This is a genomic window from Micrococcus sp. iso_229, from assembly GCF_058072725.1.
Genome location: NZ_CM176514.1, coordinates 202,639 through 227,347, shown reverse-complemented (window position 1 = coordinate 227,347; position 24,709 = coordinate 202,639). Strand labels below are relative to the sequence as shown.

The 24,709-nt window shown below is 73.5% G+C and carries 22 protein-coding genes; 14 read left to right on the top strand and 8 right to left on the bottom strand.

Annotated elements, in window-relative coordinates; translation table 11 throughout:
- Positions 1-120: 120 nt before the first annotated feature.
- Entirely contained in the window at positions 121-3,105 is a 2,985-nt protein-coding gene (locus AC3RKA_RS01100; RefSeq protein ID WP_002856649.1) for a S8 family serine peptidase, read from the bottom strand.
- Between the two features lie 266 nt (positions 3,106-3,371).
- Between AC3RKA_RS01100 and AC3RKA_RS01095 the strand changes: the two genes are divergently transcribed.
- The 6 genes from AC3RKA_RS01095 (at position 3,372) to AC3RKA_RS01070 (ending at position 8,708) form a co-directional block, all read left to right on the top strand.
- Positions 3,372-4,442 (top strand): hypothetical protein, encoded by a 1,071-nt coding sequence (locus tag AC3RKA_RS01095; protein WP_002856647.1) that lies wholly within the window; start codon positions 3,372-3,374, stop codon positions 4,440-4,442.
- A gap of 95 nt (positions 4,443-4,537) precedes the next feature.
- A complete protein-coding gene (locus AC3RKA_RS01090) occupies positions 4,538-6,403 on the top strand; it encodes an alpha/beta hydrolase (protein WP_002856645.1) in 1,866 nt (621 codons plus the stop codon).
- 202 nt (positions 6,404-6,605) lie between these two features.
- The gene (locus AC3RKA_RS01085) at positions 6,606-7,598 is read left to right on the top strand and encodes a GNAT family N-acetyltransferase (protein WP_002856643.1); all 993 of its coding nucleotides are present in this window, start codon (positions 6,606-6,608) and stop codon (positions 7,596-7,598) included.
- Positions 7,599-7,695: 97 nt separating this feature from the next.
- Positions 7,696-8,259 (top strand): hypothetical protein, encoded by a 564-nt coding sequence (locus AC3RKA_RS01080; RefSeq protein ID WP_002856641.1) that lies wholly within the window; start codon positions 7,696-7,698, stop codon positions 8,257-8,259.
- 3 nt (positions 8,260-8,262) lie between these two features.
- Positions 8,263-8,466 (top strand): helix-turn-helix transcriptional regulator, encoded by a 204-nt coding sequence (locus tag AC3RKA_RS01075; RefSeq protein ID WP_002856639.1) that lies wholly within the window; start codon positions 8,263-8,265, stop codon positions 8,464-8,466.
- Positions 8,467-8,552: 86 nt separating this feature from the next.
- Positions 8,553-8,708 (top strand): hypothetical protein, encoded by a 156-nt coding sequence (locus tag AC3RKA_RS01070; protein WP_002856637.1) that lies wholly within the window; start codon positions 8,553-8,555, stop codon positions 8,706-8,708.
- Positions 8,709-8,748: 40 nt separating this feature from the next.
- Here AC3RKA_RS01070 and AC3RKA_RS01065 read toward each other — a convergent pair whose 3' ends face one another.
- Both AC3RKA_RS01065 and AC3RKA_RS01060 read right to left on the bottom strand, forming a co-directional pair.
- Entirely contained in the window at positions 8,749-9,195 is a 447-nt protein-coding gene (locus AC3RKA_RS01065; RefSeq protein WP_002856636.1) for a YchJ family protein, read from the bottom strand.
- Positions 9,192-9,356: a hypothetical protein gene (locus AC3RKA_RS01060; protein WP_155116188.1), complete on the bottom strand. Its 165-nt coding sequence runs from the start codon at positions 9,354-9,356 to the stop codon at positions 9,192-9,194. Before AC3RKA_RS01060 ends, AC3RKA_RS01065 begins: the two co-directional genes overlap by 4 nt.
- A 175-nt stretch (positions 9,357-9,531) precedes the next feature.
- Between AC3RKA_RS01060 and purS the strand changes: the two genes are divergently transcribed.
- The 4 genes from purS to AC3RKA_RS01040 all read left to right on the top strand — a co-directional run bounded on the left by purS (position 9,532) and on the right by AC3RKA_RS01040 (position 13,509).
- Positions 9,532-9,798 (top strand): phosphoribosylformylglycinamidine synthase subunit PurS, encoded by a 267-nt coding sequence (gene purS, locus AC3RKA_RS01055; RefSeq protein ID WP_002856633.1) that lies wholly within the window; start codon positions 9,532-9,534, stop codon positions 9,796-9,798.
- A complete protein-coding gene (gene purQ, locus AC3RKA_RS01050; RefSeq protein WP_002856628.1) occupies positions 9,795-10,589 on the top strand; it encodes a phosphoribosylformylglycinamidine synthase subunit PurQ in 795 nt (264 codons plus the stop codon). The genes purS and purQ overlap by 4 nt, the downstream gene beginning before the upstream one ends.
- Positions 10,586-12,892 (top strand): phosphoribosylformylglycinamidine synthase subunit PurL, encoded by a 2,307-nt coding sequence (gene purL / locus AC3RKA_RS01045; protein WP_002856625.1) that lies wholly within the window; start codon positions 10,586-10,588, stop codon positions 12,890-12,892. The genes purQ and purL overlap by 4 nt, the downstream gene beginning before the upstream one ends.
- A gap of 236 nt (positions 12,893-13,128) precedes the next feature.
- Positions 13,129-13,509: a YtxH domain-containing protein gene (locus tag AC3RKA_RS01040; protein WP_002857685.1), complete on the top strand. Its 381-nt coding sequence runs from the start codon at positions 13,129-13,131 to the stop codon at positions 13,507-13,509.
- Between the two features lie 63 nt (positions 13,510-13,572).
- Here the strand turns inward: AC3RKA_RS01040 and AC3RKA_RS01035 are convergent, their stop codons facing one another.
- The 3 genes from AC3RKA_RS01035 to AC3RKA_RS01025 are packed head-to-tail and all read right to left on the bottom strand — an operon-like array spanning position 13,573 to position 16,506.
- A complete protein-coding gene (locus tag AC3RKA_RS01035) occupies positions 13,573-14,319 on the bottom strand; it encodes a hypothetical protein (protein WP_002857683.1) in 747 nt (248 codons plus the stop codon).
- Positions 14,316-15,026, bottom strand: a complete 711-nt coding sequence (locus tag AC3RKA_RS01030) for a Tat (twin-arginine translocation) pathway signal sequence (RefSeq protein WP_232502418.1) — start codon at positions 15,024-15,026, stop codon at positions 14,316-14,318. Before AC3RKA_RS01030 ends, AC3RKA_RS01035 begins: the two co-directional genes overlap by 4 nt.
- Before the next feature lie 58 nt (positions 15,027-15,084).
- Positions 15,085-16,506: an LLM class flavin-dependent oxidoreductase gene (locus tag AC3RKA_RS01025; protein ID WP_002857679.1), complete on the bottom strand. Its 1,422-nt coding sequence runs from the start codon at positions 16,504-16,506 to the stop codon at positions 15,085-15,087.
- Positions 16,507-16,947: 441 nt separating this feature from the next.
- On the opposite strand from AC3RKA_RS01025, the gene AC3RKA_RS01020 reads away from it, so the two are divergent.
- From AC3RKA_RS01020 to AC3RKA_RS01010, 3 genes are read left to right on the top strand one after another with little or no spacing between them, the layout of a single operon-like run.
- A complete protein-coding gene (locus AC3RKA_RS01020; protein WP_489727346.1) occupies positions 16,948-17,796 on the top strand; it encodes an ABC transporter ATP-binding protein in 849 nt (282 codons plus the stop codon).
- Positions 17,793-18,812 (top strand): aliphatic sulfonate ABC transporter substrate-binding protein, encoded by a 1,020-nt coding sequence (locus tag AC3RKA_RS01015; RefSeq protein ID WP_065572845.1) that lies wholly within the window; start codon positions 17,793-17,795, stop codon positions 18,810-18,812. Before AC3RKA_RS01020 ends, AC3RKA_RS01015 begins: the two co-directional genes overlap by 4 nt.
- Entirely contained in the window at positions 18,809-19,675 is an 867-nt protein-coding gene (locus AC3RKA_RS01010) for an ABC transporter permease (RefSeq protein ID WP_065572844.1), read from the top strand. Before AC3RKA_RS01015 ends, AC3RKA_RS01010 begins: the two co-directional genes overlap by 4 nt.
- Before the next feature lie 94 nt (positions 19,676-19,769).
- Here AC3RKA_RS01010 and AC3RKA_RS01005 read toward each other — a convergent pair whose 3' ends face one another.
- A complete protein-coding gene (locus AC3RKA_RS01005; protein ID WP_489727345.1) occupies positions 19,770-21,026 on the bottom strand; it encodes an acyl-CoA dehydrogenase family protein in 1,257 nt (418 codons plus the stop codon).
- 210 nt (positions 21,027-21,236) lie between these two features.
- Here AC3RKA_RS01005 and acs point away from each other — a divergent pair, with 210 nt between their 5' ends.
- Complete coding sequence (gene acs, locus AC3RKA_RS01000) at positions 21,237-23,441, top strand: acetate--CoA ligase (RefSeq protein ID WP_489727344.1); 2,205 nt, start codon at positions 21,237-21,239, stop codon at positions 23,439-23,441.
- On the opposite strand, the gene AC3RKA_RS00995 is transcribed toward acs, so the two are convergent.
- The gene (locus AC3RKA_RS00995; protein WP_489727343.1) at positions 23,390-24,679 is read right to left on the bottom strand and encodes a M20 metallopeptidase family protein; all 1,290 of its coding nucleotides are present in this window, start codon (positions 24,677-24,679) and stop codon (positions 23,390-23,392) included. The genes acs and AC3RKA_RS00995 overlap by 52 nt on opposite strands.
- Positions 24,680-24,709 lie beyond the last annotated feature (30 nt).

The window sequence follows — 24,709 nt, the reverse complement described above, 5'->3', positions numbered from 1 at the left end:
CACCCGCCGCTGCCCCACCCATCACGACGCCGGCCCCGCACCTTCAGCGTGAAGGTGCGGGGCCGGCGTCGTGCGGGCGGTTCCTCCCGTTCCGTCAGCGAGGACGGAGGGGGTCGGCGGTCACGGGACCTGGACGGTCACGTCGGTCGTGATGCCCGCGTCCCAGGTGACGAGGCCCTTCCAGGTGCCCGAGGTCAGGCCGGACCAGGAGAGGGTCGCCTCGGTGGCCTTGCCCGAGGTCACGGGGACCGGGTTCGGGGAGACGGTGAGGTTGCCCGCGTCCTCGCGCAGCTTGAGCGTCTCGAGGGTGCCGGTGTCCTTGCCGCCGTTGGCCGCGTACAGGTGGCCGACCACGGTGTAGGCGCCCGGGGTGGGGTTCGCGATCGTCAGCGTCTCGGACTCCTCCGCGGTCGCCCGGGAGAGCTGCTTGCCCTCGGGGGTGATCACGTACAGGTCCCAGTCGGCGCCGGCGGCGCCCGCGTTGATCGAGGCCACCAGGGACTTGGTGCCCTCCTCCACGGTCACCGTGGACACGGCCAGCGCGCTGGACACGAGCGAGTTGCTCGCGGTCGCGGTGGCCACGGTGGAGTCCACCTTGCCCAGGCCCAGGACCTGCGGGGTCAGCTCACCGGTCACGCCGGGGGTGATCTCCACGTCGGCGGAGCCGGTGGCACCGGAGCCCTCGACGGCGGAGGTGACGGTCGCGGACTTCGCCTTGACGGTGACCGGGGAGGTCACCTCCGGGACGGCCTTGCCCTTGGCGGTGGTCCAGGACATGGAGCCGTGGGTCCAGGTGTTCACCGCGGCGTCGGTGCGGGTGACGGTCAGCTCGACGTCGGCGGACTGGCCGGCCTTCAGGTCCAGCACGGCCGGGGAGGCGGTCATCTCGAAGCCGGGCACGTTCGCGGAGAACTGCCAGCGGCCGTTCTCCAGGGCGGTCACGGTGCGGGTCACGGTGGCCGAGCCGACGACGTCGGGGATCGCCAGGGACGGGACGTTCACGTCACGACCGGCGATGTCGCCGCGCAGCAGCGCGTCCCACTGCTCCTTGCCGGACTCGTAGACCAGGCCCGGACGGGCGGCGGCGGCCGGATCGGCGGAGCCGGCGCCCGTGGCGAAGTTGTCCGTGTTCACGGTGCCGTCGGCGTTGTACACGTCGCCGGCGGTGGTCATGAGCGCGGACTTCACGGCCATCGGGGACCAGGCCGGGTACTTGCCGATCAGCAGCGTGGCCATGCCGGCCAGGTTCGGCGAGGCCATGGACGTGCCGGACATCAGGCCGAACGTGTTGCCGTGGTAGTCGGGGTCCAGCGGGGAGACGCCGGCGATCACGTTCACGCCGGGGGCGGCGAGGTCGGGCTTCAGGAGCTCCTGGTTCACGGCGTTGGCCGGGCCGCGGGAGGAGAAGCCGGCGATCTGGGGCAGCGGGTCCTCCGGCAGGCCGGTGGTGTCGCCCGGGACGATCGTGGCGGTGAGGTCGGAGGACTTCACCTTCTCGATCACGCCGTTGTCGTTCATGTGCACGGTCGGCACCGCGTGGATGTCCGCGTCCAGCGAGCCGGACGGGGTGTTCACGAGGATCATGCCGACGCCGCCGGCCTCCTCCACCACCTGCGACTTCTCGGTGCGGGCGTTCACGCCGCGCTCGCAGAGCACGATCTTGCCGGCGGCCTCGTCGGTGAGCCCGCCGGGCAGGCAGAGACGCGCGGCCTCGGCGTCGCCGGCGGCGACCTCGGACGCGTGGATGACCTCGGCCGGACCCACGCCGGTGCGGGCCGAGGAGGCGCCGCGGAGCTGCGTGCCGTCGGAGAACTGCACGGTGGCGGTGAGCTCGTTGGAGAACGTCTCCGCGGCCACGGTGGTCAGCCACGGGGAGCCGTGGTTCACGGTGTTCGGGCCGGGGCCGGAGTTGCCGCCGGAGGCGGCCACGAAGATGCCGGCCTCGGCGGCGGACTTGAAGGCCATGGCCACCGGGTCCACGATCGAGGTGTTGGAGCCGGAGATCGAGTAGTTCAGCACGTCCACGTTGTTCTCGATGGCCTGCTCGACGGCGGCCACGGAGGCGGAGGTGTAGCAGCCGCCGGTGTTCGGATCGGTGTCCTCCCAGCAGATCTTGTAGGAGATCAGGTGGGCGGCCGGGGCCACGCCCGCGCCCTCGCCGAAGGAGTCGCCGTCGATGGTCTGCTCCACCCCGGTGTTGCCGAGGATGGTGGTGGCCACGTGGGTGCCGTGGGAGAACACGCCCAGCGGGGAGATGCGCTCCTCCGGGGCCCGCTCATCCACCGGGACGAAGCGCTCGAAGTCCTCCGAGAAGGCGTAGGCACCGATCAGCTTGGAGTCGCACGACGACGCCGGGAAGTCCGGGCCGGTCTCGCACTCGGCCGTGGCGGTGGTGCCGTCCGCCTTGAGCACGGCGATCTGGCCGTCCGCGGTGCGGTAGGGCACGCCGACCTTGGCCTTGCCCTTGAGCGGCTGGACGGGCTGACCGTCGATGAACGGGTTGTCCGGGTGGATGCCGGAGTCGATGACGCCGACCACCACGCCCTTGCCCGCGTTCTCGGCCTTGCCGTACACGGACTTCCAGGTGCCCTTCTTGCCGGGCAGGCCGAGGAACTCGGTGGAGCTGTAGTCCGGGGCCACCTGCTCGTCCGGCGCGACGCCGAGCACGGCCGGGTCCTTCGCGATCTCCTGGGCCTCCTCGGCGGTCAGCTCGGCTACGAACGCGTTCACGGCGCGCTGGAAGGAGATCTCGGCCTTCGCGCCGTGGGTCTTCGCGACCTTCTCCTGCTGGCGCTGGAGCTTGGCCTCGTAGTTCTTCACGCGCGGGTGCGAGGGGTCGAACTTCGCCTTCGGGGCGGCGCCCGGAACGGCGCCGGCCTCGGGGGCGGTCACCGACGGCTGGTCCTTCAGGACCACGAAGTAGCGGCCGTCCTCGAACTGCTGCTGGACCTGCACCTCGCCCTGCGGGCTGGAGACGGTGCTGCCGTCGGGCAGTTCGACGGCGGTGGCCGACACCGCGAGCGCGGGAGCGGCCACGAGGCTCGCGCCGGCGACGGCCGCGGCCAGGGCCCGACGGCGCCGGGCAGGGGTGGGGTTCTGAGGCATTGCCTCCGCCTTTCTCATCAAGGTCCGCCCAGCTCTCGCCCGTGGCACACCGGCGGGGATGGCGCCGGGGGACGGGGAGATCGGCACCCATGTGATGGGCACCACAGCGAGACAGGTGAAATCTACCGTCCGGTAGGGCGTTTGACCAGACCTTTGCCAGGCAACGTCCAGGACCGTCGAATAAGAGCCGCCGGAGCGCGCTCCCCGCGTCGGCGCCGCAGGCCCGCTCGCCCTTGAGGAGCGCCACGGGGGAGGATGGTGGGGTCATGCCCGAGCCACGCACCGCCCCCGTGTCCCCGCCGACCGCCGTCGTCGCCCTGCCCGCCGACGTGTGGCGGGCCCACGCGCGGGCGCACCGCGCGCGCATCGCCCGACGCACGGACCCGCTGGTGGCCCTGCGGATGCGGGGCGAGAAGCACCCGGTGCAGGACTTCCTCTTCGGCTACTACACGCACTCCCCCGCCGCACTGCAGCGCTGGCACCCCGGGCCGGGGGTCCTCCTCGCGGACGACGACGGCGCCGCGGCCCGTGCCGAGGCGACCGAGCTGGGCACAACCCCGCGGGGCGAGTGGAAGCACTACCGGCGCGTCGAGGCCGGCGAGGTGGCGGGCGCCGTCGTCGACGGCCACCCGGTGGGCGGCTGGCTGGTGGACGTGGCGGCGGTGCTGGCCGACCGCGCGTCGGGGGTGGCGTTCACGCGGGAACTGCTCGCGCGCACGGCGGCGCGGGCGCCGCGCCTGGGCTGCTTCGGGCTGCACGAGTGGGCGATGGCGTACCGCTCGGACGTGCACGGGGTGCGGCACTCCCAGCTGCCGCTGCGACTCGGGGCCGAGGGGACGGACGCGGTGGTGGAGGGCTCGCGGATCCGGTGCACGCACTTCGACGCGTTCCGGTTCTTCGCGCCCGAGGCCCGCGACCGCAACGAGGGCGACGACGGCGTCCTGCCCACGCGCGCCGGGATGCGGGCGATGGAACAGCCCGGCTGCCTGCACGCGGGGATGGACCTGTACAAGTGGGCGTACAAGCTGGTGCCGGTGGTCGACTCGGACCTGCTCGCGGACTGCTTCGACCTCGCGTGGGACATCCGCCGGTTGGACATGGAGGCCTCGCCGTACGACCTGACCGGGGTGGGCGACCTCTCCGACGGGCGCGGCGGCTACGCGGCCGTGCAGATCGAGGAGCCGGCCGGGCGTGCCGAGTACGCGCGGCGACAGCGCGAGTTCGCCGAGCGGGGGCAGGCGCTACGGGCGCGGCTGTTGGCGGTGCTGGACGAGGCCGTGGGGGCGGCCCCCGGGGCCCGGCCGGACGCCGAGTGGACTTCCAGCGCGCGTCCATGATTACGATGGCTGCCATACAGGCTGTGAGGCGCGTCACTCGCGTCATCCGGTGAGCGCCCCGGCCCTCTCCGCACCGAACGACTCGAGGACCTGACGTGACCAGAACCGTTCCAGCTCGCCGCCGCACCACGTTCGCCGCCGCCGTCGCGGCCGTCTCACTCGCCATCACGGCCGCCGCCCCCGCGCTCTCCGCGCCCGGCAACGGCAACGGCAAGGGGTCCGCATCGCAGGGCCAGGCCCGCTCCAACGACCTCTCCACCACGCGCGGCAACAAGGTCAACGACGCCGCCGCGCTCGCGCCGCACCTCGTGGGCCAGACGCTGGACTGGGAGGCCTGCGACTTCGGCAGCGAGAGCCTCAACGCCCGGTTCAACGCGATCCCCGGCACCGCGTGCTCCGACGTCACGGTGCCGCGGGACTGGAAGAACCCCGAGGACGGCCGCACCATCACCCTGCGCGTGGCCAAGACGGAGACCTCGAAGGGCAACCCCGACCGCCAGGGCATCGCGCTGGTCAACCCCGGCGGCCCGGGCGGCTCCGGCCTGCCCTGGGGCCCCGCCATGGCCGAGCGCGCCCCGGAGCTCGCGGAACAGTACGACTTCATCGGCTTCGACCCCCGCGGCGTGGGTCAGTCCACCGCCCTGGAGTGCACCTACACGCCGAACGCCGAGCACGACGTGTGGCAGGACACGAAGGCCCAGGTCGACGCCTGCCTCGAGAACGAGCTCACCCCGTACATCACCACCGAGCAGACCGTGTACGACATGGACTTCATCCGCGCCGTCCTGGGCGAGGAGAAGACCTCCTACATCGGCTACTCGTACGGCACATGGCTGGGCAGCTGGTACCAGCGCGTCTTCCCCCAACACGCGCACCGGTTCCTGCTGGACTCCGCCGTGGACATCTCCCGCGACGGGCTCCAGACCACCTGGGACCTGCAGCCGCGCTCCCGCGACCGTCAGTTCCAGGACGCGATGCTCCCCTACGTGGCCCGGCACGACGAGATCTTCGGCCTCGGCGACGACCCGATGCAGATCCGGCAGCGCTGGGAGGACGGCGGCGGCACCCGCACGCAGCTCGGCATGATCGTCGCCGGCTCGTTCCTGCTGCCCGCCATGTACGACACGTCCCAGTACCTCAGCGCCGGGTCCGTCATCGCCGCCTACATCCGCATCATGGAGTCCGAGGCCGCAGCCACGGACCCCGCGGGGCAGCGCGCCCAGATCGAGCGCATCCTGGCCGAGGCCCGTGCGTCGCTGCCGGCCGAGGAGCGCGACTCCTTCGACCGCTTCGCCGCCCGCGGCCTGGAGACCGTGGGCGAGCGCGAGCAGCTCGTCGCCGCCACCCAGGCCGGTGACGCCGTCACCTTCGAGGGCGCGTTCTCGGCGATCCGCTGCCAGGACGGCCAGTGGAACACCTCGCAGGGCTACTGGACCTCGTGGGTGGACGACCTCGGCCGCAAGGCCCCGTGGATCGGTGTGCTGATGGGCCCGTCGGAGTGCATGTACTGGCCCGCCCAGACCTCCATGCCCGCCCAGCCCGGCGGCAAGGGCGCCCCGAACACCGTGATCGTGCAGTCCGAGCTGGACGCGGCGACCCCGTACGAGGGCGGCCACCGTGCCGCAGGCGTGCTGCGCAACACGTCCCTCATCTCCGTGGACAACGAGGGCACCCACGGCCTGTTCCCGTACGGCACCGAGTGCGTGGACGCGCCCATCCGTGACTACTTCCTGACCGGCGCCCAGCCGGCCGAGAAGTCACTGTGCGACGCCGTCCCGCTGCCGCTCGAGACTCAGCCGGTCCAGGTGGCCGGGACCCCGACGCACAAGGGCGACATCAAGATCTCGATGCGCACCGATGCTGTGCGCGAGGCCAACCGCATCACCCACGACGCGATCGAGCGTCAGCTGATCGACTCCCGCGCGGTGACCCCGGACGTCGAGGCCTTCCTGGAGGACTGACGGCCCGGGCACCCGGAACCCGGTCCGCCCCCGACGGCCCGGCGACTCCCCCGCGGAGACGCCGGGCCGTCGTCGCGCCCGGGGAGGGCCTGCAACGCGGGTTGAGTTGTCGCGGGTCCGGGCGCCCAGCACCCCCGATAACTCAACCCGCGATGGGCAGCCGGAGGGGTGGCGTCGACGCCGGGGCCGATAGCCTCGCGCCATGATCCTGCACATCACCCTCCCGGAGGACTGGGCCGCCGCGCGGCGCATCGGCCGCTACACGGCGTCGACGCGCGGCGCCTCGATCGACGACGTCGGCTTCCTCCACGCCTCCGACGACGCCGCCCAGGTGGGCGTGGTCGGCGCGGCGATCTACCCGGACCGGCCAGACGCGTTCGTCGTCGGCCTGGACGAGGACGAACTGGCGGGGGCCGGCCTGCGGGTGCGGCGCGAGCCGGGAGACCCCTCCGATCCCCACTCGGCCGAGTTCCCGCACGTCTATCCGGGCGAGGCCGTCTCCGGGCACATCCCGTGGTCGATGCTCACCCCCGTGACCGACCCACGGGCGGAAGCCCGCGTGCACCGCGAAGACTCGGCCGAGGCCGCCGCGCTGCTCGATGCCGGGTGGAGCATACGCTCCCGCTCCTGGGGCGCGCGCCTCCACCTCGACGACGACGCCGACCTGGCGTCCTACCGTGGCCACGTCGCGGCTTCCGAAGCGCGGGGAATCGAGGTGCGGAGACTGACCGCCGTCGACCTGCCCGCGCTGCGGGCCCTCGACGAGGAAGCGGCTCCCCGATTCCCACGCACCGACGGCTCCCGTCACGAGCCGCTGCCGGACGACCTCGAGGCTCGACTGTCCACCCCAGAGGGACTTGCCGTGGGGGCCTTCGTGGGAGGAGTGCTCATCGGATTCACCCTGACGTTCCGCTCCCCTGACCGGTGGGAGGTCGACCGCACTGCGGTCGCGGCCGAGCACGAGAACCGTGGCGTGGCGAAGGCCGTCAAGGCGGCGACCGTCCTGGCGACCCATGCCCGCGGTGGGCGCGAGTGGGGCACCGGCGGTGCCGAAGTCAACGCGGCGTCCCTGCGGATGAACGCGGCCCTCGGATTCCGTCTCGAACCGGCCTGGCTCGGGCTGACCCCGCCCATGACGTGGGAGGAGTTCGTGCGGGCCCCGGCGTCAAGTTCCCTTGACGACAAGCTCACTTGACTGTCAAGCTTGCTTCACAACGTCCGGTCGGTCCCCCTCACAGGGCCTCCGAGGCGGGCCGGGCCACCGGCCCAGGGCATCGACCACAGGAGGGCCCATGACCGCGAACCACTCCCACCACACCGCCGCCGCAGCGGACAGCCAGGGCGCCGCGGCGGAGCACGCCAGCACCGCCACCACCGATCCGCGCCGGGACACCCGCTCCCGCTGGGGCCGTTCCTCCCGTCTGGGCGGCGGATCCGGGCGACTGATCGTCGTCAGCCTCGTGGCCGGCGTCGTCATCGCCCTGCTGATCGGGGCCGCGGCCTACGGTCTGGCCTCGAGCCAGGGCGACGCCGATCCCCGCTTCCCGGCGGTCATGGGCGCGGTCATGGCGGCGTCGGCGCTCCCGGTCGGCGCAGCCCTCGCCTGGCTGGCACTCGTGGACCGCACCACCGTCCGCGGGGCCATCCGAGACACCGAGGAGACCATCGAGGGCCGGTGGCTCGAGAAGGCGCAGTCCGGCGCGTTCGGCGACCTGCTCGTGATGCTGGGCCTGGGCACGTTCGTCGTCGCCCTGGCGGGATGGCAGCCCAGCCTCCCCCTCGTGGGCGCCGGGCTGCTCCTCGTCGCGGGCGCCTCGGTGGCCGTCCGCTACGCGCTCCAGAAGCGCCGGGGCTGAGCCGTGGAGAACACCATCCCCGACGAGCGTGCCCGCCTCGGCTGGTCGCAGCAGCGGCTCGCCGACGAGCTCGGCGTCTCCCGGCAGACCGTCATCTCTCTCGAGAAGGGCCGCTACGACCCCTCGCTCCCCCTCGCCTTCCGCCTCGCGGCCGTGTTCGGGCGGCGGATCGAGGACCTGTTCACCCCTGACGGCAACGCGGGTTGAGTTGTCGCGGGTCCAGGGACCCAGCACCCGTGACAAGTCAACCCGCGTTGAGCCCGGGTCGGCGTGGGGCGTGAGAGGCTGGGGCCATGGATCGAGAGCTGCGCACCCCTCCGGAGCTGGAGGGCGTGGACTGGTACGACGACGCCCCGCGTCGCCCCCGTCCGATCGTCACCCTGGTGGCGTGGATCGCCATCCTGGGCCTGGTCCTCAGCGTGGGTGCCGGGATCTTCTCGGCCTTCTGACGCGTCACCGCCGGCCGCCGGCCAACGCGCCACCCCGGCCTCAGCGCACGTCGCCGTCCACGTAGCGCCAGATCCCGTCCTCACGGCGGAACCGGCTGACCTCATGGAGTCGGAACCGCCCCCCGGCCCCCGTGCCGACGGCCACGAACTCCACGGTCCCGGCGTCCTGGAACGGCCCGCCGTCCCGCACCTCCAGCACCGCCAGGCGGGTGAACCGCGGCGCCTGTTCCCCCGCGACCGGCAGCAGCTCGGCCGCGGTGGGCCGATGCTCGGGGGCCCAGGTCGCGGCGAGGTAGTCGGCCATCGCCCGGGCCTCCGCCGGCCCGGCCTCGCCCAGCCGCGCGAACGCCGTGTACCGGGAGCGCATGAGCGCCTCGGCGGTGGGCGCGATCAGGGCGCCGTCCCGGGCGAAACGTTCGTGCAGGCGACCGCAGCACGCCGCGAGCCCGGCTCCGGACCCGCAGGGGCAGGGGTCAGGACGGGTCACCGGCGCGGACGTCCGGCCGCGCGACGCCGGGCGGACCGGGCCTTGATGCGGCGCACTCCCGTCAGCACGACGCCGGCCGCCGCGGCGAGCAGCGCAGGGCCGAGCGGGCTGATCGGCCGACGGCGGCCGAGCGGGGACACACGGGTCTGCTGAGGTCTCATGCCGCCAGGCTACGCCGGGCCGGCTGCCGCGTGCCGCCCCCGTCACACCCCCGATTCCGCGTCCGGGCGGCCGAGTAGACTGGGCGGGCAAGCACGCGGAGCGCCCCGGGCCGGGCGTGAGACGGCATCACACCGTCCTGCTCCGCGGCATCGTCCCGCACCCAGGAGCGTGTTCATGCCCATCATCGTCGTCGACGTCATGCCCAAGCCCGAGATCCTCGATCCGCAGGGCAAGGCGATCAACGGGGCCCTGCCCCGCCTCGGCTTCACCGAGTTCAGCCAGGTCCGCCAGGGCAAGCGGTTCGAGCTCACCGTGGAGGGCGAGGTCACCGACGAGATCCTCGCCCAGGCCCGCACGGCCGCCGAGGAGATGCTGTCCAACCCCGTCATCGAGGACGTCGTGAACGTGGCCGTCCTGGACGAGGCCGAGGGCGCCCGATGACCGAGCTCCCCCTCATCGGCGACTACTCGACGCCGGCGACGCCGCTCAGCGGCGCGCGCATCGGCGTCATCACCTTCCCCGGCACCCTGGACGACGTGGACGCGCTGCGCGCCGTCCGCCTCGCCGGCGCCGAGCCCGTCTCCCTGTGGCACGCCGACGCGGACCCGCAGCGGACGCTCGCCGGGGTGGACGCCGTCGTGATCCCGGGCGGCTTCTCCTACGGCGACTACCTGCGCGCCGGCGCGATCGCGCGCTTCGCCCCCATGATGGACGCGGTGGCGACGGCGGCCGGCGGCCCCGAGGGCGACGCGGACGGCCTGCCGGTGCTCGGCATCTGCAACGGCTTCCAGATCCTCACGGAGTCGCACCTGCTGCCGGGCTCGATGATCAAGAACGACCACCTGCACTTCATCTGCCGCGACCAGGAGCTGGTCGTGGAGGGCACGGACACTGTGTGGACCCGCGACTTCGAGGAGGGCCAGACCATCACCGTGCCCCTGAAGAACCAGGACGGCCAGTACGTGGCGGATGAGAAGACCCTCGACGCCCTCGAGGCCGAGGGCCGCGTGGTGTTCCGCTACCGGGGCTGGAACCCGAACGGCTCGCGCCGGGACATCGCGGGCATCGCGAACCCGGCCGGCAACGTCGTCGGCCTGATGCCGCACCCGGAGCACGCCGTGGAGACGGGCTTCGGCCCGGACACCGCCGCCGGCCCCCGCTCCGGCGTGGACGGCCTCGGCTTCTTCACCTCCGTCCTGACCACCCTCGCCAGCCGTGGAGGCCATGCATGAGCCAGCAGTTCAACATCGAGACGGTCGCGGACGCGCAGGCGACGCCGGACGTCGAGCAGCCCTGGGCCGAGCTGGGCCTGAAGGAGAACGAGTACGCCGAGATCAAGAAGATCCTCGGCCGCCGCCCCACCGCGGCCGAGCTGGCCATGTACTCGGTCATGTGGTCCGAGCACTGCTCGTACAAGTCCTCGAAGGTGCACCTGCGCCAGTTCGGCGAGAAGCTCACCGACGAGATGAAGCAGCACATGATGGTGGGCATCGGCGAGAACGCCGGTGTGACCGACCTCGGTGACGGCTGGGCCGTGACGTTCAAGGTCGAGTCCCACAACTCGCCCTCCTACGTGGAGCCCTACCAGGGCGCGGCCACGGGCATCGGCGGCATCGTGCGCGACATCATCTCCATGGGCGCCCGCCCGGTGGCCGTGATGGACCCGCTGCGCTTCGGCGCGATCGACCACCCGGACACCGCCCGCGTGTTCCACGGCGTGGTGGCCGGCATCGGCGGCTACGGCAACTCCCTGGGCCTGCCGAACATCGGCGGCGAGACCCGCTTCGACCCGGTCTACCAGGGCAACCCGCTCGTCAACGCCCTCGCCGTGGGCGTGCTCAAGCACGAGGACCTGCGCCTGGCCAACGCCTCCGGCGTGGGCAACAAGGTGGTCCTGTTCGGTGCCCGCACCGGCGGTGACGGCATCGGCGGCGCCTCCGTGCTGGCCTCCGAGTCCTTCGACGGCGACGGCAAGCCCGCCAAGCGCCCCTCGGTGCAGGTCGGCGACCCCTTCTCCGAGAAGGTGCTCATCGAGTGTTGCCTCGAGCTGTTCCGCGACTCCCTCGTGGAGGGCATCCAGGACCTCGGCGCCGCCGGCATCTCCTGCGCCACCTCCGAGCTCGCCTCCAACGGCGAGGGCGGCATGAGCGTGGAGCTGACGGACGTGCTGCTGCGCGACTCCACGCTGACCCCGGGCGAGATCCTCATGTCCGAGTCGCAGGAGCGCATGATGGCCGTGGTGACGCCGGAGAACGTCGCCGCGTTCGAGGCCGTCATGGCCAAGTGGGACGTCGAGTACTCCTGGCTGGGCGAGGTCACCGGCGACGGCCGCCTGATCATCACCTGGGACGGCGAGGTCATCGTCGACGTGGACCCGCGCACCGTGGCCCACGACGGCCCGGTCTACGAGCGCCCGTACGCGCGTCCGGCCTGGCAGGACGAGCTCCAGGCGGACACGTTCCGCTCCTCCGAGGCCGGTCAGGACCTGCCCGCCACGGGCGAGGAGCTGCGCGCCGCCGTCGTGGAGCTGATGAGCTCTCCGAACCTGGCGGACACCTCCTGGATCACCCGCCAGTACGACCGCTACGTCCGCGGCAACACCGCCCTGGCGGCCCCGGACGACGCGGGCGTGGTGCGCGTGGACGAGGAGACCGGCATGGGCGTGGCCCTCGCCACGGACTGCAACGACCGGTTCACCTACCTGGACCCGTACACGGGCGCGCAGGCCTCCCTGGCCGAGGCGTACCGCAACGTCACCACCGCCGGGGCCGTGCCCCTGGCCGTCTCCGACTGCCTGAACTTCGGCTCCCCCGAGAACCCGGACGTGATGTGGCAGTTCGCGGAGGCCGTGCGCGGCCTGGCGGACGGCTGCCAGACCCTCGGCATCCCGGTGACCGGCGGCAACGTGTCCCTGTACAACCAGACGGGCAGCACCCCGATCCACCCCACCCCCACGGTGGCGGTGCTCGGCCAGCTCGACGACGTCCTGCGCCGCACCCCGTCCGGCTTCGCCCCGGACGCGGACGGCCAGGCGATCTACCTGCTGGGCGAGACCGGGGACGAGCTGGACGGCTCCGAGTTCGCGCGCCTGCGCGGCCACCTCGGCGGCCTGCCCCCGAAGGTCGACCTGAAGAAGGAGCGCCTGCTCGGCGAGCTGCTGGTCAACATGTCCCGGGACGGCATGATCGACGCCGCCCACGACGTCTCCGGCGGCGGCCTCGCGGCCACCCTGTCCGAGATGGTGCTGCGTTTCGGCGTGGGCGCCCGCGTGGTGCTGGACGAGGTGCTGCGCCGCGACGGCGTGGACCTGTTCACCGCGCTGTTCTCGGAGACGCAGGCGCGCGCCGTCGTGGCCGTGCCCCGCACCGAGGAGGTCCGATTCACGGACATGACCACGGCCCGCGGCTACGCGGCCGTGCGCATCGGCGTGGTGGACGCCGACTCCGCGGCCCTCGAGGTCCAGGACGCCTTCACCCTGCCGATCGCGGAGCTGCGCGAGGCCTGGGAGGCCACCCTGCCGACGCACTTCGGCTGACCCCCTGGGCCCACGGGCCCCGGCACGACGACGGCCGCTCACCCCCGGGGGTGGGCGGCCGTCGTCGTGGGGCGGGACGGTGGGGACGCGCGCCACCGGCCGTCGCGCGGCCGTGCGCCTCAACCGTTGACGCGGCGGGCTCCGGTGACCAGAGTGATCCCAGGACAGCGCGCCAGCGCGCCGCCCGGCCCGTCCAAGAGGGTCGGCGCGGTCCCGACACACGAAGGAGACCACCCATGCGCCTCATCACCCTGGGCCTCGGCGCCGCACTCGGCTACCTGCTCGGCTCCGCCGAGGGCCGCAAGAACCTCGAGAAGATGACCCAGAACGCCCAGAAACTCTGGAACGACCCCAAGACCCAGGAGAAGGTCGGCCAGGTCCAGGAGACCGCCCAGCAGAAGTTCGCTGAGGTGAAGAAGTCCGATCCGGTGCAGAAGGCCACGACGAAGGTGGAGGATGCCATGCAGGGCAACGACAAGAAGAACGACGTCCGCGACGACCGCGTGACCGAGTCCAACAACGACAACATCACCTCGGCGGCCCGCCACGGTGCCGAGCCGGACACCGTCTCGGACCCGTCCACCCCGCTGGGTGACGAGGGTCCGCTGACGCGCTGACCCGCGCAGACACGGCGGCCCGCCTCCCCTCGGGGAGGCGGGCCGCCGTCGTCGTGGGCCGGGTCAGCCGTCCTGCTTCAGGACCTCGTCGGCCGGCGGGGCCTGCACCGGATCCACCTCGCCCGTCTCGGAGAGGGTCACCACGGCCTTCGTGCCGGCGGACTCGGTCTCCACGGTGAGCAGGCGGCCGTCCTCCTTGGACACCGTGAACGCGGTCAGCTCCACGCCCTCCTGCGGGCCCGAGACGGGCTCGTCCAGCACATAGCGGATCGCGTCCTGACCGCTGCGGCGAATGCCGTCCGCGTCCGCCTCGACGTCGTCCAGGCCGCCCGACTCCGGCAGGGAGCCCAGGAGCGAGCTCACCATCGCGCCCATGCCGGTGGCGCTGGGATCGCCCTCGTACGGGGTGGCGGTCCAGCGCTCCACATAGGCGGGACGGTCCTCGCCGCTCGCGCCGGCGCGCTCCACCGTGAACCGGGAGTACGCGGTGCCGTCCACGATCCGGGACTCGTCCCGGGTGATCAGACCGTCGTCCTGGTACACGGACACGTACCGCATGGACGAGCCGTCCACGGGACCGGAGATGTCCACCGAGTCCGGGACCGCGCGGCCGTTGCTCGGGGCCTCGGACCGCAGCTCGGTGACCATGCGGACGGAGTCGGCCTCCTCGAGCTGGGTGCGGGCGCGGTCCCAGGCGCCGGGGGCGTCATCGCCCGAGGCGCAGCCGGTCAGCAGCAGGGCGGCCGCCCCGACGGCGGCGAGGGACAGGCCGCGGCGGGTGCGGCGGGTCTGGGTCTGGCGCTGCCTCACTCGGCCACCTCCTCCGGCGCCTCGGCCGGCTCGATCTGGTTCCAGTCGCTCAGGGCGTACTGCTGGGTGGCCCGGCCGTCGTCGACGGTGAGCGCGACCAGCTCGCCGTCGTCGTCCACCGTGAAGGAGTGCACCCGGGTGGCGTCGCCCTCGGCCATCGCCGCGTCGGCGACCTCCTCGGGCACGGCATAGCGGTAGGCCGTGCCGCCGTCCCAGTCGACCTCCTCGGCGCGCACCTCGGCGCCGTCGAGGGCGTCCGCCGCGGGGAGGCCCACCTGGTCGAGGAGGGACTTCAGGGGCGGCTCCTGCCCCTCGCCGGCCGAGACACGGCGCCACTGCGGGTCGGAGTACATCATCTGGACGTCGTCCGGGACGTCGGACCCGTCCACGTCGACCCGCACGAAGACGTCCTCGCCGACCTGGCGGGACTCCATGGTGATGTGCGAGTCGCGGCCGACCTGCATGACGCCCTTCGACTCGGCGTCGCCGCCGTCGAGCCGGCCGGCGATGTCCCAGCGGACCGACTGCGGGCCCTGACGGCCGGTGGTGTAGGCGGTCTCGAGTCGGACGGTCTCGGCCTCGTCCAACTGGGTGCGGGCCTGGTGCCAGGCCTCCCCCGCCGACTGCGGCTCGGATGCGCACCCGGCCAAGGCCAGGGCGCCCACGACGCCGAGCCCGGCCGCGCGGACGGCACGTCTGCGCTGCATGTTCTCCTCCTGGGGCTGCTGCCGGCCGAGGCAGGGCGCCGCGGCCACTGGCGTCACCCTACCGGCGGCGCAGGGCGAAGGATGCGCCGTGGTGGTTCTGCGGCAGGTGGTCGCCGCGGCCGAAGAGCTTGTGGCGCAGCGTGCCGTCCGTGTACGCGGTCTTGTAGCGGCCGAGCTTCTGCAGCTCCGGCACCACGAACTCCACGATGTCCTCGAAGGTGCCCGGGGTGATGTGGTAGGCGAGGTTGAAGCCGTCCACGTCGGTCTCGTCGGCCCACTCGACGAGCTGGCGGGCCGCGGACTCGCCGCCGCCCACGATCACGGGTCCGAAGCCGCCGATGCCCACCCACTCGGCGAGCTTGCGCACGGTCCACTCCTCGTCCGTGCCGGAGGCCTTCTGGAAGGTCTCCACAGCGGACTGGATGGCGTTCGACTTCACGTCCCCGATCGGCTCGTCCAGGTCGTACTGGGACAGGTCGATGCCCATCCAGCCGGACATGAGCACGAGGCCGCCCAGCGGGTCCACGTACTGCGCCAGGTCGTCGTACTTGGCCCGCGCGTCCTCGTCGGTGGCCCCGGTGACGATCGTCTGCATCGCGAAGATCTTCACGTCGTACGGGTCACGGCCGGCGTCCACCAGGGCCTGGCGGATCTTCTTCACGGTGGCGGCCGCCAGCTCCTTCGTGGGGGAGTTGATGAACACGGCCTCGGCGTGCTTGCCGGCGAAGGCGCGGCCGCGCGTCGAGGCGCCGGCCTGGTAGATCACGGGGGTGCGCTGCACGGACGGCTCGGTGACGGCGTGGCCGGGGACCTTGAACCACGTGCCCTCGTGGGCGATGTCGTGGACCTTGGCCGGGTCCGCGAACACGCCGGACTCCTTGTCGTAGACGACGGCGTCGTCCTCCCACGAGCCCTCGAGGAGCTTGTAGACGACGTCGAGGTACTCGTCGGCGTGCTCGTAGCGCTCGTCGTGCTCCATCTGGTCGTCCTGGCCCATGTTCTGGGCGGCGGAGGGCAGGTAGCCGGTGACCACGTTCCAGCCCACGCGGCCGCCCGTGAGGTGGTCGAGCGTGGCGAGGCGGCGGGCGAACGGGTAGGGGTGCTCGTAGGCGGTGCCGGCGGTGACGCCGAAGCCGAGGTGCTCGGTGACCGCGGCCATCGCGGAGACGAGCAGGAACGGGTCGTTCACGGGGGTCTGCGCGCCGGTCCTGATGGCGGCCTCGGAGGTGCCGCCGTACACGGAGTACGGGCCGAGGACGTCGGCGATGAACAGGCCGTCGAACAGGCCCTTCTCCAGCGTCTGCGCCAGGTGCGTCCAGTAGCCGAGGGTGTTGTAGTCGCGGGCGTGGTCGTCGGGGTGACGCCAGAGACCCGGGGACTGGTGGGCGACGCAGTTCATGTCGAATGCGTTGAAGAGGATCTCGCGGTGCTCGTCCGGGCGGGTGGGTGCTCCGGCCCCGGCGTTCTCGGCGGTGCTCATGGGTCTCCTTTCCAGGGCCGCCCGGTCGCAGGGGCACGGCCGGGCGGGCGACGGTTCCGCACCATGCAACGCCGACGCGGCCGGCGGTGGAAGCCGGTCCGGCCCAGGGGTTCATGACGGCCCCGCCGGGCCCGGCCATGCGTCCGGCGCCCGGTTCGTGACATGCCCTGACGTGACGGAGGACACGTCCGCGGGTGGCGGCCCCGTTGCGGCCCGGCGGCACCCCAGCGCTGAGCCAGAGAAATCTGCTGCCTCCACCCTGCGGCGACGACCGAAACGTCTGGCTCGGCGCTGGCCCCGGCGCCCCCGGTGTGACGCCCGTGCGGCCCTCCGGCGCCGGCGGCGGGGCAGACTCGCAGCCGACCGGGCCCGCGGTGGTCTGCTGGCATCCGCATCCGTCCGGCGCCGACACCGACGACGAAGCGACGATGGGAGCCCTCCATGAGCGTGCACGCGCCTTCCCGTGCCACCGCCTCCACCCCGGTCCGGGACGAGGACCGCCACAGCCTCGACGTCGTCTTCCGGGGCGTCGGGCGCACGTTCCCCACCGCGGACGGGCCACGCGTCGTCCTGCGCGACGTGGACCTGACCGTGGCGCCCGGCGAGGTGCTCGCCGTGCTCGGCGCCTCCGGCTGCGGCAAGTCCACGCTGCTGCGCGCCGTGGCCGGCCTGGACCCGGACTTCGACGGGGAGCTGCTGATCGACGGCTCGCCCGTGCGCCCCTACGACGAGCGCACCGCCGTCGGCTTCCAGGAGCCGCGCCTGCTGCCCTGGCGCACCCTGCGCCGCAACGTGGAGCTCGGCCTGCCCCGGGGGCTGGACCGCGCCGCGGGCCGGGACCGCGTGCAGGAGCTGCTCGAGCTCGTGGGCCTCGCGCCCTTCGCGGAGCACCGCCCCCGGGAGGTCTCCGGCGGCATGGCCCAGCGGGCCTCGCTCGCCCGCGCCCTGGCGCGCCGCCCCGGCGTGCTGCTGCTCGATGAGCCCTTCGGCGCCCTCGACGCCCTGACCCGTCTGAAGATGCAGGACCTGCTGCTGGACGTGCACGCCGCCACCGGCACCACCGTCCTGCTCATCACCCATGACGTGGAGGAGGCCCTGCAGCTCGCCGACCGCGTGCTGCTGCTCTCCCGTGACGTCCCGGTACTCGACGGCGTGGCCCGCCCCGGAGCGACCGTGGGGCGGATCGTGGACGTGCCGGGGGCCCGCCCCCGCGACCGCGCAGACACCCGCCTGGCCCGGCTGCGCTCCGAGCTCCTCGAGGGCCTCGGCGTCGAGAGCCACGCCCGATGAGCGGCGCCGGCTCCACACGCCTGACCCGTCGCACGGCGCTCGGCCTGCTGGCCGCGTCCCTGCCCCTGGGCCTGAGCGGATGTGTCCTGCAGGGTGAGGCGGGGGCCGGCCCGGTGAACGACCGGGACACGCTGAGCATCGACTACGCCACCTACAACCCGCTCTCCCTCGTGATCCGCCACCAGGGATGGCTGGAGGAGACGCTCGCGCCCCGCGGCGTCCGGGTGAACTGGGTGTTCTCCGCCGGTTCCAACAAGGCCAACGAGCTCCTGCGCTCGAACTCCGTGGACATCGGCTCGACGGCCGGTTCCGCCGCGCTGCTGAACCGGGCCAACGGGGCCCCCACGCGCATCGTGGGCATCGCCTCGCGACCGGAGTGGTCCGCGCTCATGGTCCCGCCCGGCTCGGACATCACGGACGTCGCCCAGCTCGCGGGCCGCACGGTGGCCGCCACGCGCGGGACGGATCCCTACTTCTTCGCCGTGCAGGCGCTCGAGGCCGCCGGGGTGGACCCGGCCGACGTCGAGATCCAGAACCTGCAGCACGCCGACGGCCGCGCCGCCCTCGCCGGCGGTTCGGTGGCCGCGTGGTCCGGGCTCGACCCCATCATGGCGAAGGCCGAGGCCGAGGGCGCCCGCTTCCTGTACCGCGATCTCGCCCTGAACACGTTCTCCGTCCTCAACGCCACGGAGTCCTTCCTCGAGGAGGACCCGGAGACCGCCCAGACCGTCCTGGACACGTACGAACGCGCCCGCGCCTGGGCGCTCGAGCACCCGGACGAGACCATCGGGATCCTGGCCGAGGCCGCGAAGATCTCTCCCGACGTCGCCCGCACCGTGATCCTCGAACGCACCAACGCGGACGTCAGCCCCGTGCCGGGCCAGGAGCTGCTCGACGCCCTGACGGGGGTCGGCCGGATCCTGGTCGACACCGGGTCCGTCGACTACCAGCACCAGGTGGACGCCGCGCTGGCGAGCATCCTGGACACCCGTTTCGCCGAGGAGGCCATCCGATGAGCACCGCCCCGACCACCCCCGCCGCGACGACGGACCCCGAGGCACGCGAGCGGTCGGGTCACGACGACGGGGGGACGGGGGCGCGCCGACGGCAGCGGCCCCGGGTGCTGGACCGGCCCGGCGCCCGGGCGGTGGTGGGCCTGGCCGCGCCCGCTGTCCTCCTGGTGCTGTGGTGGGCGGTGACGGCCGCCGGCCTGCTCTCCGCGGTGCAGCTGCCCTCCCCCGGCGCGGTGCTGAGCGCCGGCGTCAACCTGCTGGAGCGGGGCGACCTGTGGCTGCACGTGGGCATCTCCACCCAGCGCGTGCTGCTGGGCTTCCTGCTCGGCGCCGCGCTCGGGCTGGCCGTGGGGTCCGCGCTCGGGCTGTCCCGGTGGGCGGACGCCCTGTTCGCCCCGCTGATCGGGGCGCTGCGCGCGGTGCCCTCGCTGGCCTGGGTGCCGCTGCTGATCCTCTGGATGCAGATCGGCGAGGAGTCCAAGGTCACCCTCATCGCGATCGGCGCGTTCTTCCCGGTGTTCACCACCGTCTACGGGGCCCTGCGCCATGTGGACCCGCACCTCGTGGAGGCCGGACGGGCCTTCGGCTACCACGGGCTGTCCCTGCTGCGGACGGTGCAGCTGCCCGCCGTGGTGCCGGCCGTGTTCTCCGGACTGCGGCTGGCCCTGGCCCAGGCCTGGCTGTTCCTCGTGGCCGCGGAGCTGATCGCCTCCTCGATGGGCCTGGGCTTCCTGCTCACCGACTCGCAGAACAACGGACGCACGGACCGCCTGATCCTGGCGATCATCCTGCTCGCCGTGCTGGGCAAGCTCACCGACTGGCTGCTCGGTCTGCTGGAGCGCCGGGCCCTGCGCCGCTGGGCCTGAGCCCGGCACCTCCGGCGAAACGCGGGTTGAGTTATCGCGGGTCGAGAGCGTCTGTACCCGCGACAACTCAACCCGCGTTGCTGAGGCAGGGCGGTCAGTCCTCCTCGGGGACCTCGCCGGCCGACGTGTACGCGGTCGGCGGGGTGCCGTTCACGAGCCAGTCGCCGGCCATGCGCACCTTGAACGCCGCCGGGTCGTGGGTGGCGAGGGTGCGGGCGTTGCGCCAGTGCCGGTCGAGCCGCAGCGTGGCCGACGTCGCCGACGCGCCGAGCGTGTCGAAGATGCGGGTGCACACCTCGAGGACGGCCTCCGGCACCACGGCCTGAGCCCGGTACGCGGCGGCCATCGCCTCGGCGGACGCCGCCACGACGTCGGCCTCCGCCGGGCCGGCCCCGTCGGCGCCGTCCTCGACCTCGTCGAGCAGACGCCCGACCTCGCGCACCATCAGCTCGGCCGCGGCCTGCCGCCCGGCCAGCTGCCCCATGATCTCGAGGAGCTGCGGGTCGTCCTTGGGCAGCGCGGCCGTGCCGGTGTTGAAGGTGCGGCGCCGCTTCCGCAGCAGCTGCGTGCCCTCCGTGAGCGCCGCCCGACCGATCCCGGCCTGCAGCGCCAGCAGGGTCGCCTCCATGAGCACGGGCACCGGCCCGTCCTGCCGCGGCACCTCGAGCAGCTCCTCGGCCGCGGCGTCGTCGAGCACCACGGACCCGGTGGCGGTCAGGCGCTGGCCGAACCCGTCCCAGTCGTCCTTGATGCCCACGCGCGGCTGACGCACGCGCACGACGGCGACGGCCCGGTCCGGCTCGCGGACCGCGCCCCCGGCCCGCTTCGAGTTCCGGCGCGAGACGAGGTCCGCCCCCTCGATGCCCACGGTCGCGGCGGTCCACGTGGCGAAGGCCGAGCCGGTCGCGTAGTACTTCTGCCCCCGCACGACCCAGGTGCCGCCCTCGTCCCGGCTGGCCAGGGTGGCGGCGCGGCCCGGCGCGGCCCCGCCGGTGCGTTCGGCCAGGGCGGAGCCGGCCCAGTCCCCCGCGACGATGTGCCGCAGCCACCGGTCCCGGCGGGCGGGCGTCTGGTCCATGGCCGTGGCGATGAACACGAGGTGGGAGCGCCAGACGTGCGCGGTGTTCACGTCCCGGGCGGCCAGGTCCATGAGCAGGCGCAGCACGGTCTCGCTGCCGCCGCCCTCGCCGCCCGCGTCCACGGGGACGCCGACCTTCCCGAACCCGGCGGCCTGCAGCTCCCCGAGCGCGGCGAACGGCAGGTGCCGACCCGCCTCGCGGGCCCGCTCGCCGTGGGCGACGGAGTCGAAGGCGTCGGCGTACCGGGCGGCGAGGGTGGCGTAGGTGGTCATGGACCTACTCTGACACGCGCGGGCGGCCAGGGGGCCGGGACGCCCCGGCCGTGGGACGGGGTCCACACCGGCCGCCGTCGCCGTGGCCCGCGCCGGGCGCCCGCGGGGGTCTGGCGGGCCGAGCATGACCGCCGGTGACGCCGGCGGGCGCGGCGCCGTCGTCGGCGTCCCTAGCCTGGTCGGACCCGCCGACCAGGAGGACCGCCGCCCATGACGCTCACCGAGGACCCCGCCCACCCCGACCCGGCCGAGGAGGGCGCCTCCGGGGCCGTCCGCGGACCGAACGACGGCGTGCCCGCCGCGGCCCTCGCGACGCTGCCCGGCCCCCTCCCGCAGGCGCTCGTCGACGCCGCCGACCCGGACGTCCATCCCGGCCGCCCGGCGGACCGGCTGCACGGCGGGCGCGGCGACGGCCGCCCGGTGGCCGAGGCGGACCGGCTCGCGTTCTGGGAGGCGGCCGGCCGACGTCTGAGCTGGGAGCGGCCCTTCACCCGGACGCGCTCCCTCACCGCCCCGGACCCGGCCGCCGAGCGCGGCCCGGAGATCCGCTGGTACGAGGACGGCACCCTGAACGTGGCCGTGAACTGCGTGGACCGGCACGTGGCGGCGGGGCGCGGGGAGAAGGTCGCCCTGTACTTCGAGGGCGAGCCCGGCGACCGCCGCGCCGTCACCTACGCACAGTTGCAGCGAGAGGTCGCCCGGGCCGCGAACGCCCTCGAGGAGCTGGGCATCGAGGCGGGCGACCGCGTCGTCGTGTACCTGCCCGTGCTCGTGGAGACGATCGTCATCACGCTGGCGTGCGCGCGGATCGGCGCCGTGCACTCACTCGTGTTCGGCGGGTTCTCGGCGGAGGCGCTGCGGTTCCGCGTCGAGGACACGGGCGCCAAGCTGCTCGTCACCACCGACGGCCAGTTCCGCCGCGGCACCGCCGTCCCCGTGAAGGCCAACGCGGACGAGGCCGTGTCCGGGGACAACGCGATCGAGCACGTCCTCGTCCTGGACCGCACGGGCCACCGGGACATCCCGTGGACCGAGGGCCGGGACCTGTGGTGGCACGACGTCGTGGACCGCCAGCCGGACACCCACACCCCGCGCGCCTTCGACGCGGAGCACCCGCTGTTCATCATGTACACCTCCGGCACCACGGGACAGCCCAAGGGGCTCGTGCACACCTCGGGCGGGTACCTCGCGGCGGCCTCCTGGACGCACGACTTCCTGTTCTCCCACCCGGACCCGGCACGGCGCGACGACGACGTCCACTGGTGCACCGCGGACCTGGCCTGGGTCACCGCGCACACCTACGAGATCTACGGTCCGCTCTCGAACGGGGTCACGCAGGTGATCTACGAGGGCGTGCCGAACGCCCCGCACCCGGGCCGGCACTTCGAGGTGATCGAGCGCTACCGGGTGACGAGCTACTACACGGCGCCCACCCTGATCCGCTCGCTCAAGGGCTGGCATCCGGACGGGATCCCGGCGCACGCGGACGGCGGCCCGGACCTGTCCTCGATCCGCCTGATCGGCACCGTGGGCGAGGCCGTGAACCCGGAGGCCTGGACGTGGGCGCGGACCCAGATCGGCCGGGACACCCCGGACCTGCCGATGGTGGACACGTGGTGGCAGTCCGAGACGGGCGCCACCGTGCTCTCCCCGCGCCCCACGGACACGGCCTTCAAGCCGGGCTGCGGCTCCCGGCCCCTGCCGGGGGTGGACGTGGCCGTGGTCGACGACGACGGCGCCCCCACGCCCGAGGGCCTGCAGGGCCGGATCGTGGTCACCCGCACCTCGCCGTCGATGGCCCGGACCGTGTGGCGGAACCCGGCCCGCTACTTCCACTCGTACTGGGAGGACTACGCGGACCAGGGCGAGGCGGGCTGGTTCCTCGCCGGCGACGGCGCCAAGCGGGACGAGGACGGCGACGTCTGGATCCTCGGGCGCGTGGACGACGTCATCAACATCTCCGGACACCGCCTGAGCACCATCGAGATCGAGTCCGCCCTCGTGGCGCACCCGGAGGTGATCGAGGCGGGGGTGTGCCCCGTGCCGCACGAGACCACCGGGCACGCCGCCGTCGCCTTCGTCGTGGCGCACGAGAGCTGGCTGGCCGGCGACGACGGCCCCGGCGCCTCCGCCGCCGACCGCGCCGAGGAGCTGCGGCAGCACGTGGGACGGGTGATCGGGCCGGTGGCCAAGCCCGCCGAGGTGGTCTTCGTCCCCGACGTGCCCAAGACCCGCTCGGGCAAGATCATGCGGCGGCTGCTGACGCAGCTGCACCAGGGCACCGCGCTCGGGGACACCACGAGCCTGCAGAACGAGCCGTGCGTCGGGCAGATCGCCGAGGTGCTCCGGGCCGGCCGCCGCGCTCAGGACGCCGGCACCGGTGCCGTCCGCAGCGCCAGCTCGGCCAGCACCTGAGCGGCCCGCGGCACCACGGCGTCGTCGAACACGGCCTGCGGAGAGTGGTTGACCGGGGCCTCGTCCGGGTCCACGCCCTCCGGGACCGCCCCGAGCAGGACGTAGGCGCCGGGCACGCGCTGGAGGACCTCGGAGAAGTCCTCGCTGCCGGGCTCGGGCTCGGGCAGCTCCCGGTAGGCGTCGGCCCCGTAGAGGTCCTCCACGGTCCGGCGGACGAAGGCCACCGCGTCCGCGTCGTTGGCCGTCACCGGGAACGCGCAGTCCGTCCGGACCTGTGCGCTCATGCCGTGCGCCGCGGCGATCCCGTGCACCATGCGCTCCACGGCCGCGCGCAGCCGGGCTCGGGCGGGCGCGGAGAAGGTCCGCAGGGTGAGGGCGAGGGTGGCGCTGTCCGGGATGATGTTGGCCGCCGTGCCCGCGCTCAGGTGCCCGACGGTCGCGACCACCGGGTCGAAGGCGTCGAACTGCCGGGTGATCACGGACTGCAGCGCCAGCACCATCTCGGCGGCCACGGGTACCGGATCCTGGGCGAGGTGCGGCACGGAGCCGTGCCCGCCTCGACCGTGCACCGTCACCACCAGGTCGTCGCAGCCGGCCTGGATCGCCCCCGGGCGGCTGAGCAGGACGCCGCGCGGGTACGTGCCCGAGGAGACATGGATCGCGTAGGCGGCGTCCACCGGCCGCCCGGCCGCCTCCAGCAGTCCCTCCTGGATCATGTGCAGGGCGCCGCCGCCGGTCTCCTCCCCGGGCTGGAACATGGCCACCACGTCGGCGGTGAGCTCCCCGCGACGGCGCACCAGCCAGGCCAGCGCGCCGTAGAGGCCGGCGGTGTGCAGGTCGTGGCCGCAGGCGTGCATGGTGCCCGGCACGGAGGGGGCGTACTCCAGCCCGGTCTCCTCCGTGACGGGCAGGGCGTCCATGTCCCCCCGCAGCAGCACGACCGGCCGCCGGGCCCCCTCCGGCAGCGGGGCCCCGCCGCGCAGCACCACGACGACGGAACTCAGCGCCCGGCCCACGCCCGTCTCCAGCGCGGGGCGGCCGGTGGCGGCATCCTCCCCCGCCTCAGCGCGCAGGGCCTCGAGCCGCTCGAGGACGGCGGCCTGGGTGCGGGGCAGGTGCAGGTCCAGCTCCGGATGCCCGTGGAGGAGGCGGCGGAAGGCGATCGCCTCCCGGGCGATGTCCTCCGGCAGGTCCGGGGCGAGGGCGTTCGCGGGCGGGGTGGGGGCGGTGCGGTCCATGAGGACATCATGCCGTGGCGGCCCGCCGGC

Coding starts and splice junctions, on each gene's coding strand:
- AC3RKA_RS01020 (WP_489727346.1), top strand. CDS start 16,948: ATGAGCGTGCACGCGCCTTCCCGTGCCACCGCCTCCACCCCGGTCCGG.
- AC3RKA_RS01060 (WP_155116188.1), bottom strand. CDS start 9,356: ATGAGACCTCAGCAGACCCGTGTGTCCCCGCTCGGCCGCCGTCGGCCG.
- purL (WP_002856625.1), top strand. CDS start 10,586: ATGAGCCAGCAGTTCAACATCGAGACGGTCGCGGACGCGCAGGCGACG.
- AC3RKA_RS01070 (WP_002856637.1), top strand. CDS start 8,553: ATGGATCGAGAGCTGCGCACCCCTCCGGAGCTGGAGGGCGTGGACTGG.
- acs (WP_489727344.1), top strand. CDS start 21,237: ATGACGCTCACCGAGGACCCCGCCCACCCCGACCCGGCCGAGGAGGGC.
- purQ (WP_002856628.1), top strand. CDS start 9,795: ATGACCGAGCTCCCCCTCATCGGCGACTACTCGACGCCGGCGACGCCG.
- AC3RKA_RS01005 (WP_489727345.1), bottom strand. CDS start 21,026: ATGACCACCTACGCCACCCTCGCCGCCCGGTACGCCGACGCCTTCGAC.
- AC3RKA_RS01010 (WP_065572844.1), top strand. CDS start 18,809: ATGAGCACCGCCCCGACCACCCCCGCCGCGACGACGGACCCCGAGGCA.
- AC3RKA_RS00995 (WP_489727343.1), bottom strand. CDS start 24,679: ATGGACCGCACCGCCCCCACCCCGCCCGCGAACGCCCTCGCCCCGGAC.
- AC3RKA_RS01080 (WP_002856641.1), top strand. CDS start 7,696: ATGACCGCGAACCACTCCCACCACACCGCCGCCGCAGCGGACAGCCAG.
- AC3RKA_RS01015 (WP_065572845.1), top strand. CDS start 17,793: ATGAGCGGCGCCGGCTCCACACGCCTGACCCGTCGCACGGCGCTCGGC.
- AC3RKA_RS01085 (WP_002856643.1), top strand. CDS start 6,606: ATGATCCTGCACATCACCCTCCCGGAGGACTGGGCCGCCGCGCGGCGC.
- AC3RKA_RS01100 (WP_002856649.1), bottom strand. CDS start 3,105: ATGCCTCAGAACCCCACCCCTGCCCGGCGCCGTCGGGCCCTGGCCGCG.
- purS (WP_002856633.1), top strand. CDS start 9,532: ATGCCCATCATCGTCGTCGACGTCATGCCCAAGCCCGAGATCCTCGAT.
- AC3RKA_RS01030 (WP_232502418.1), bottom strand. CDS start 15,026: ATGCAGCGCAGACGTGCCGTCCGCGCGGCCGGGCTCGGCGTCGTGGGC.
- AC3RKA_RS01025 (WP_002857679.1), bottom strand. CDS start 16,506: ATGAGCACCGCCGAGAACGCCGGGGCCGGAGCACCCACCCGCCCGGAC.
- AC3RKA_RS01040 (WP_002857685.1), top strand. CDS start 13,129: ATGCGCCTCATCACCCTGGGCCTCGGCGCCGCACTCGGCTACCTGCTC.
- AC3RKA_RS01095 (WP_002856647.1), top strand. CDS start 3,372: ATGCCCGAGCCACGCACCGCCCCCGTGTCCCCGCCGACCGCCGTCGTC.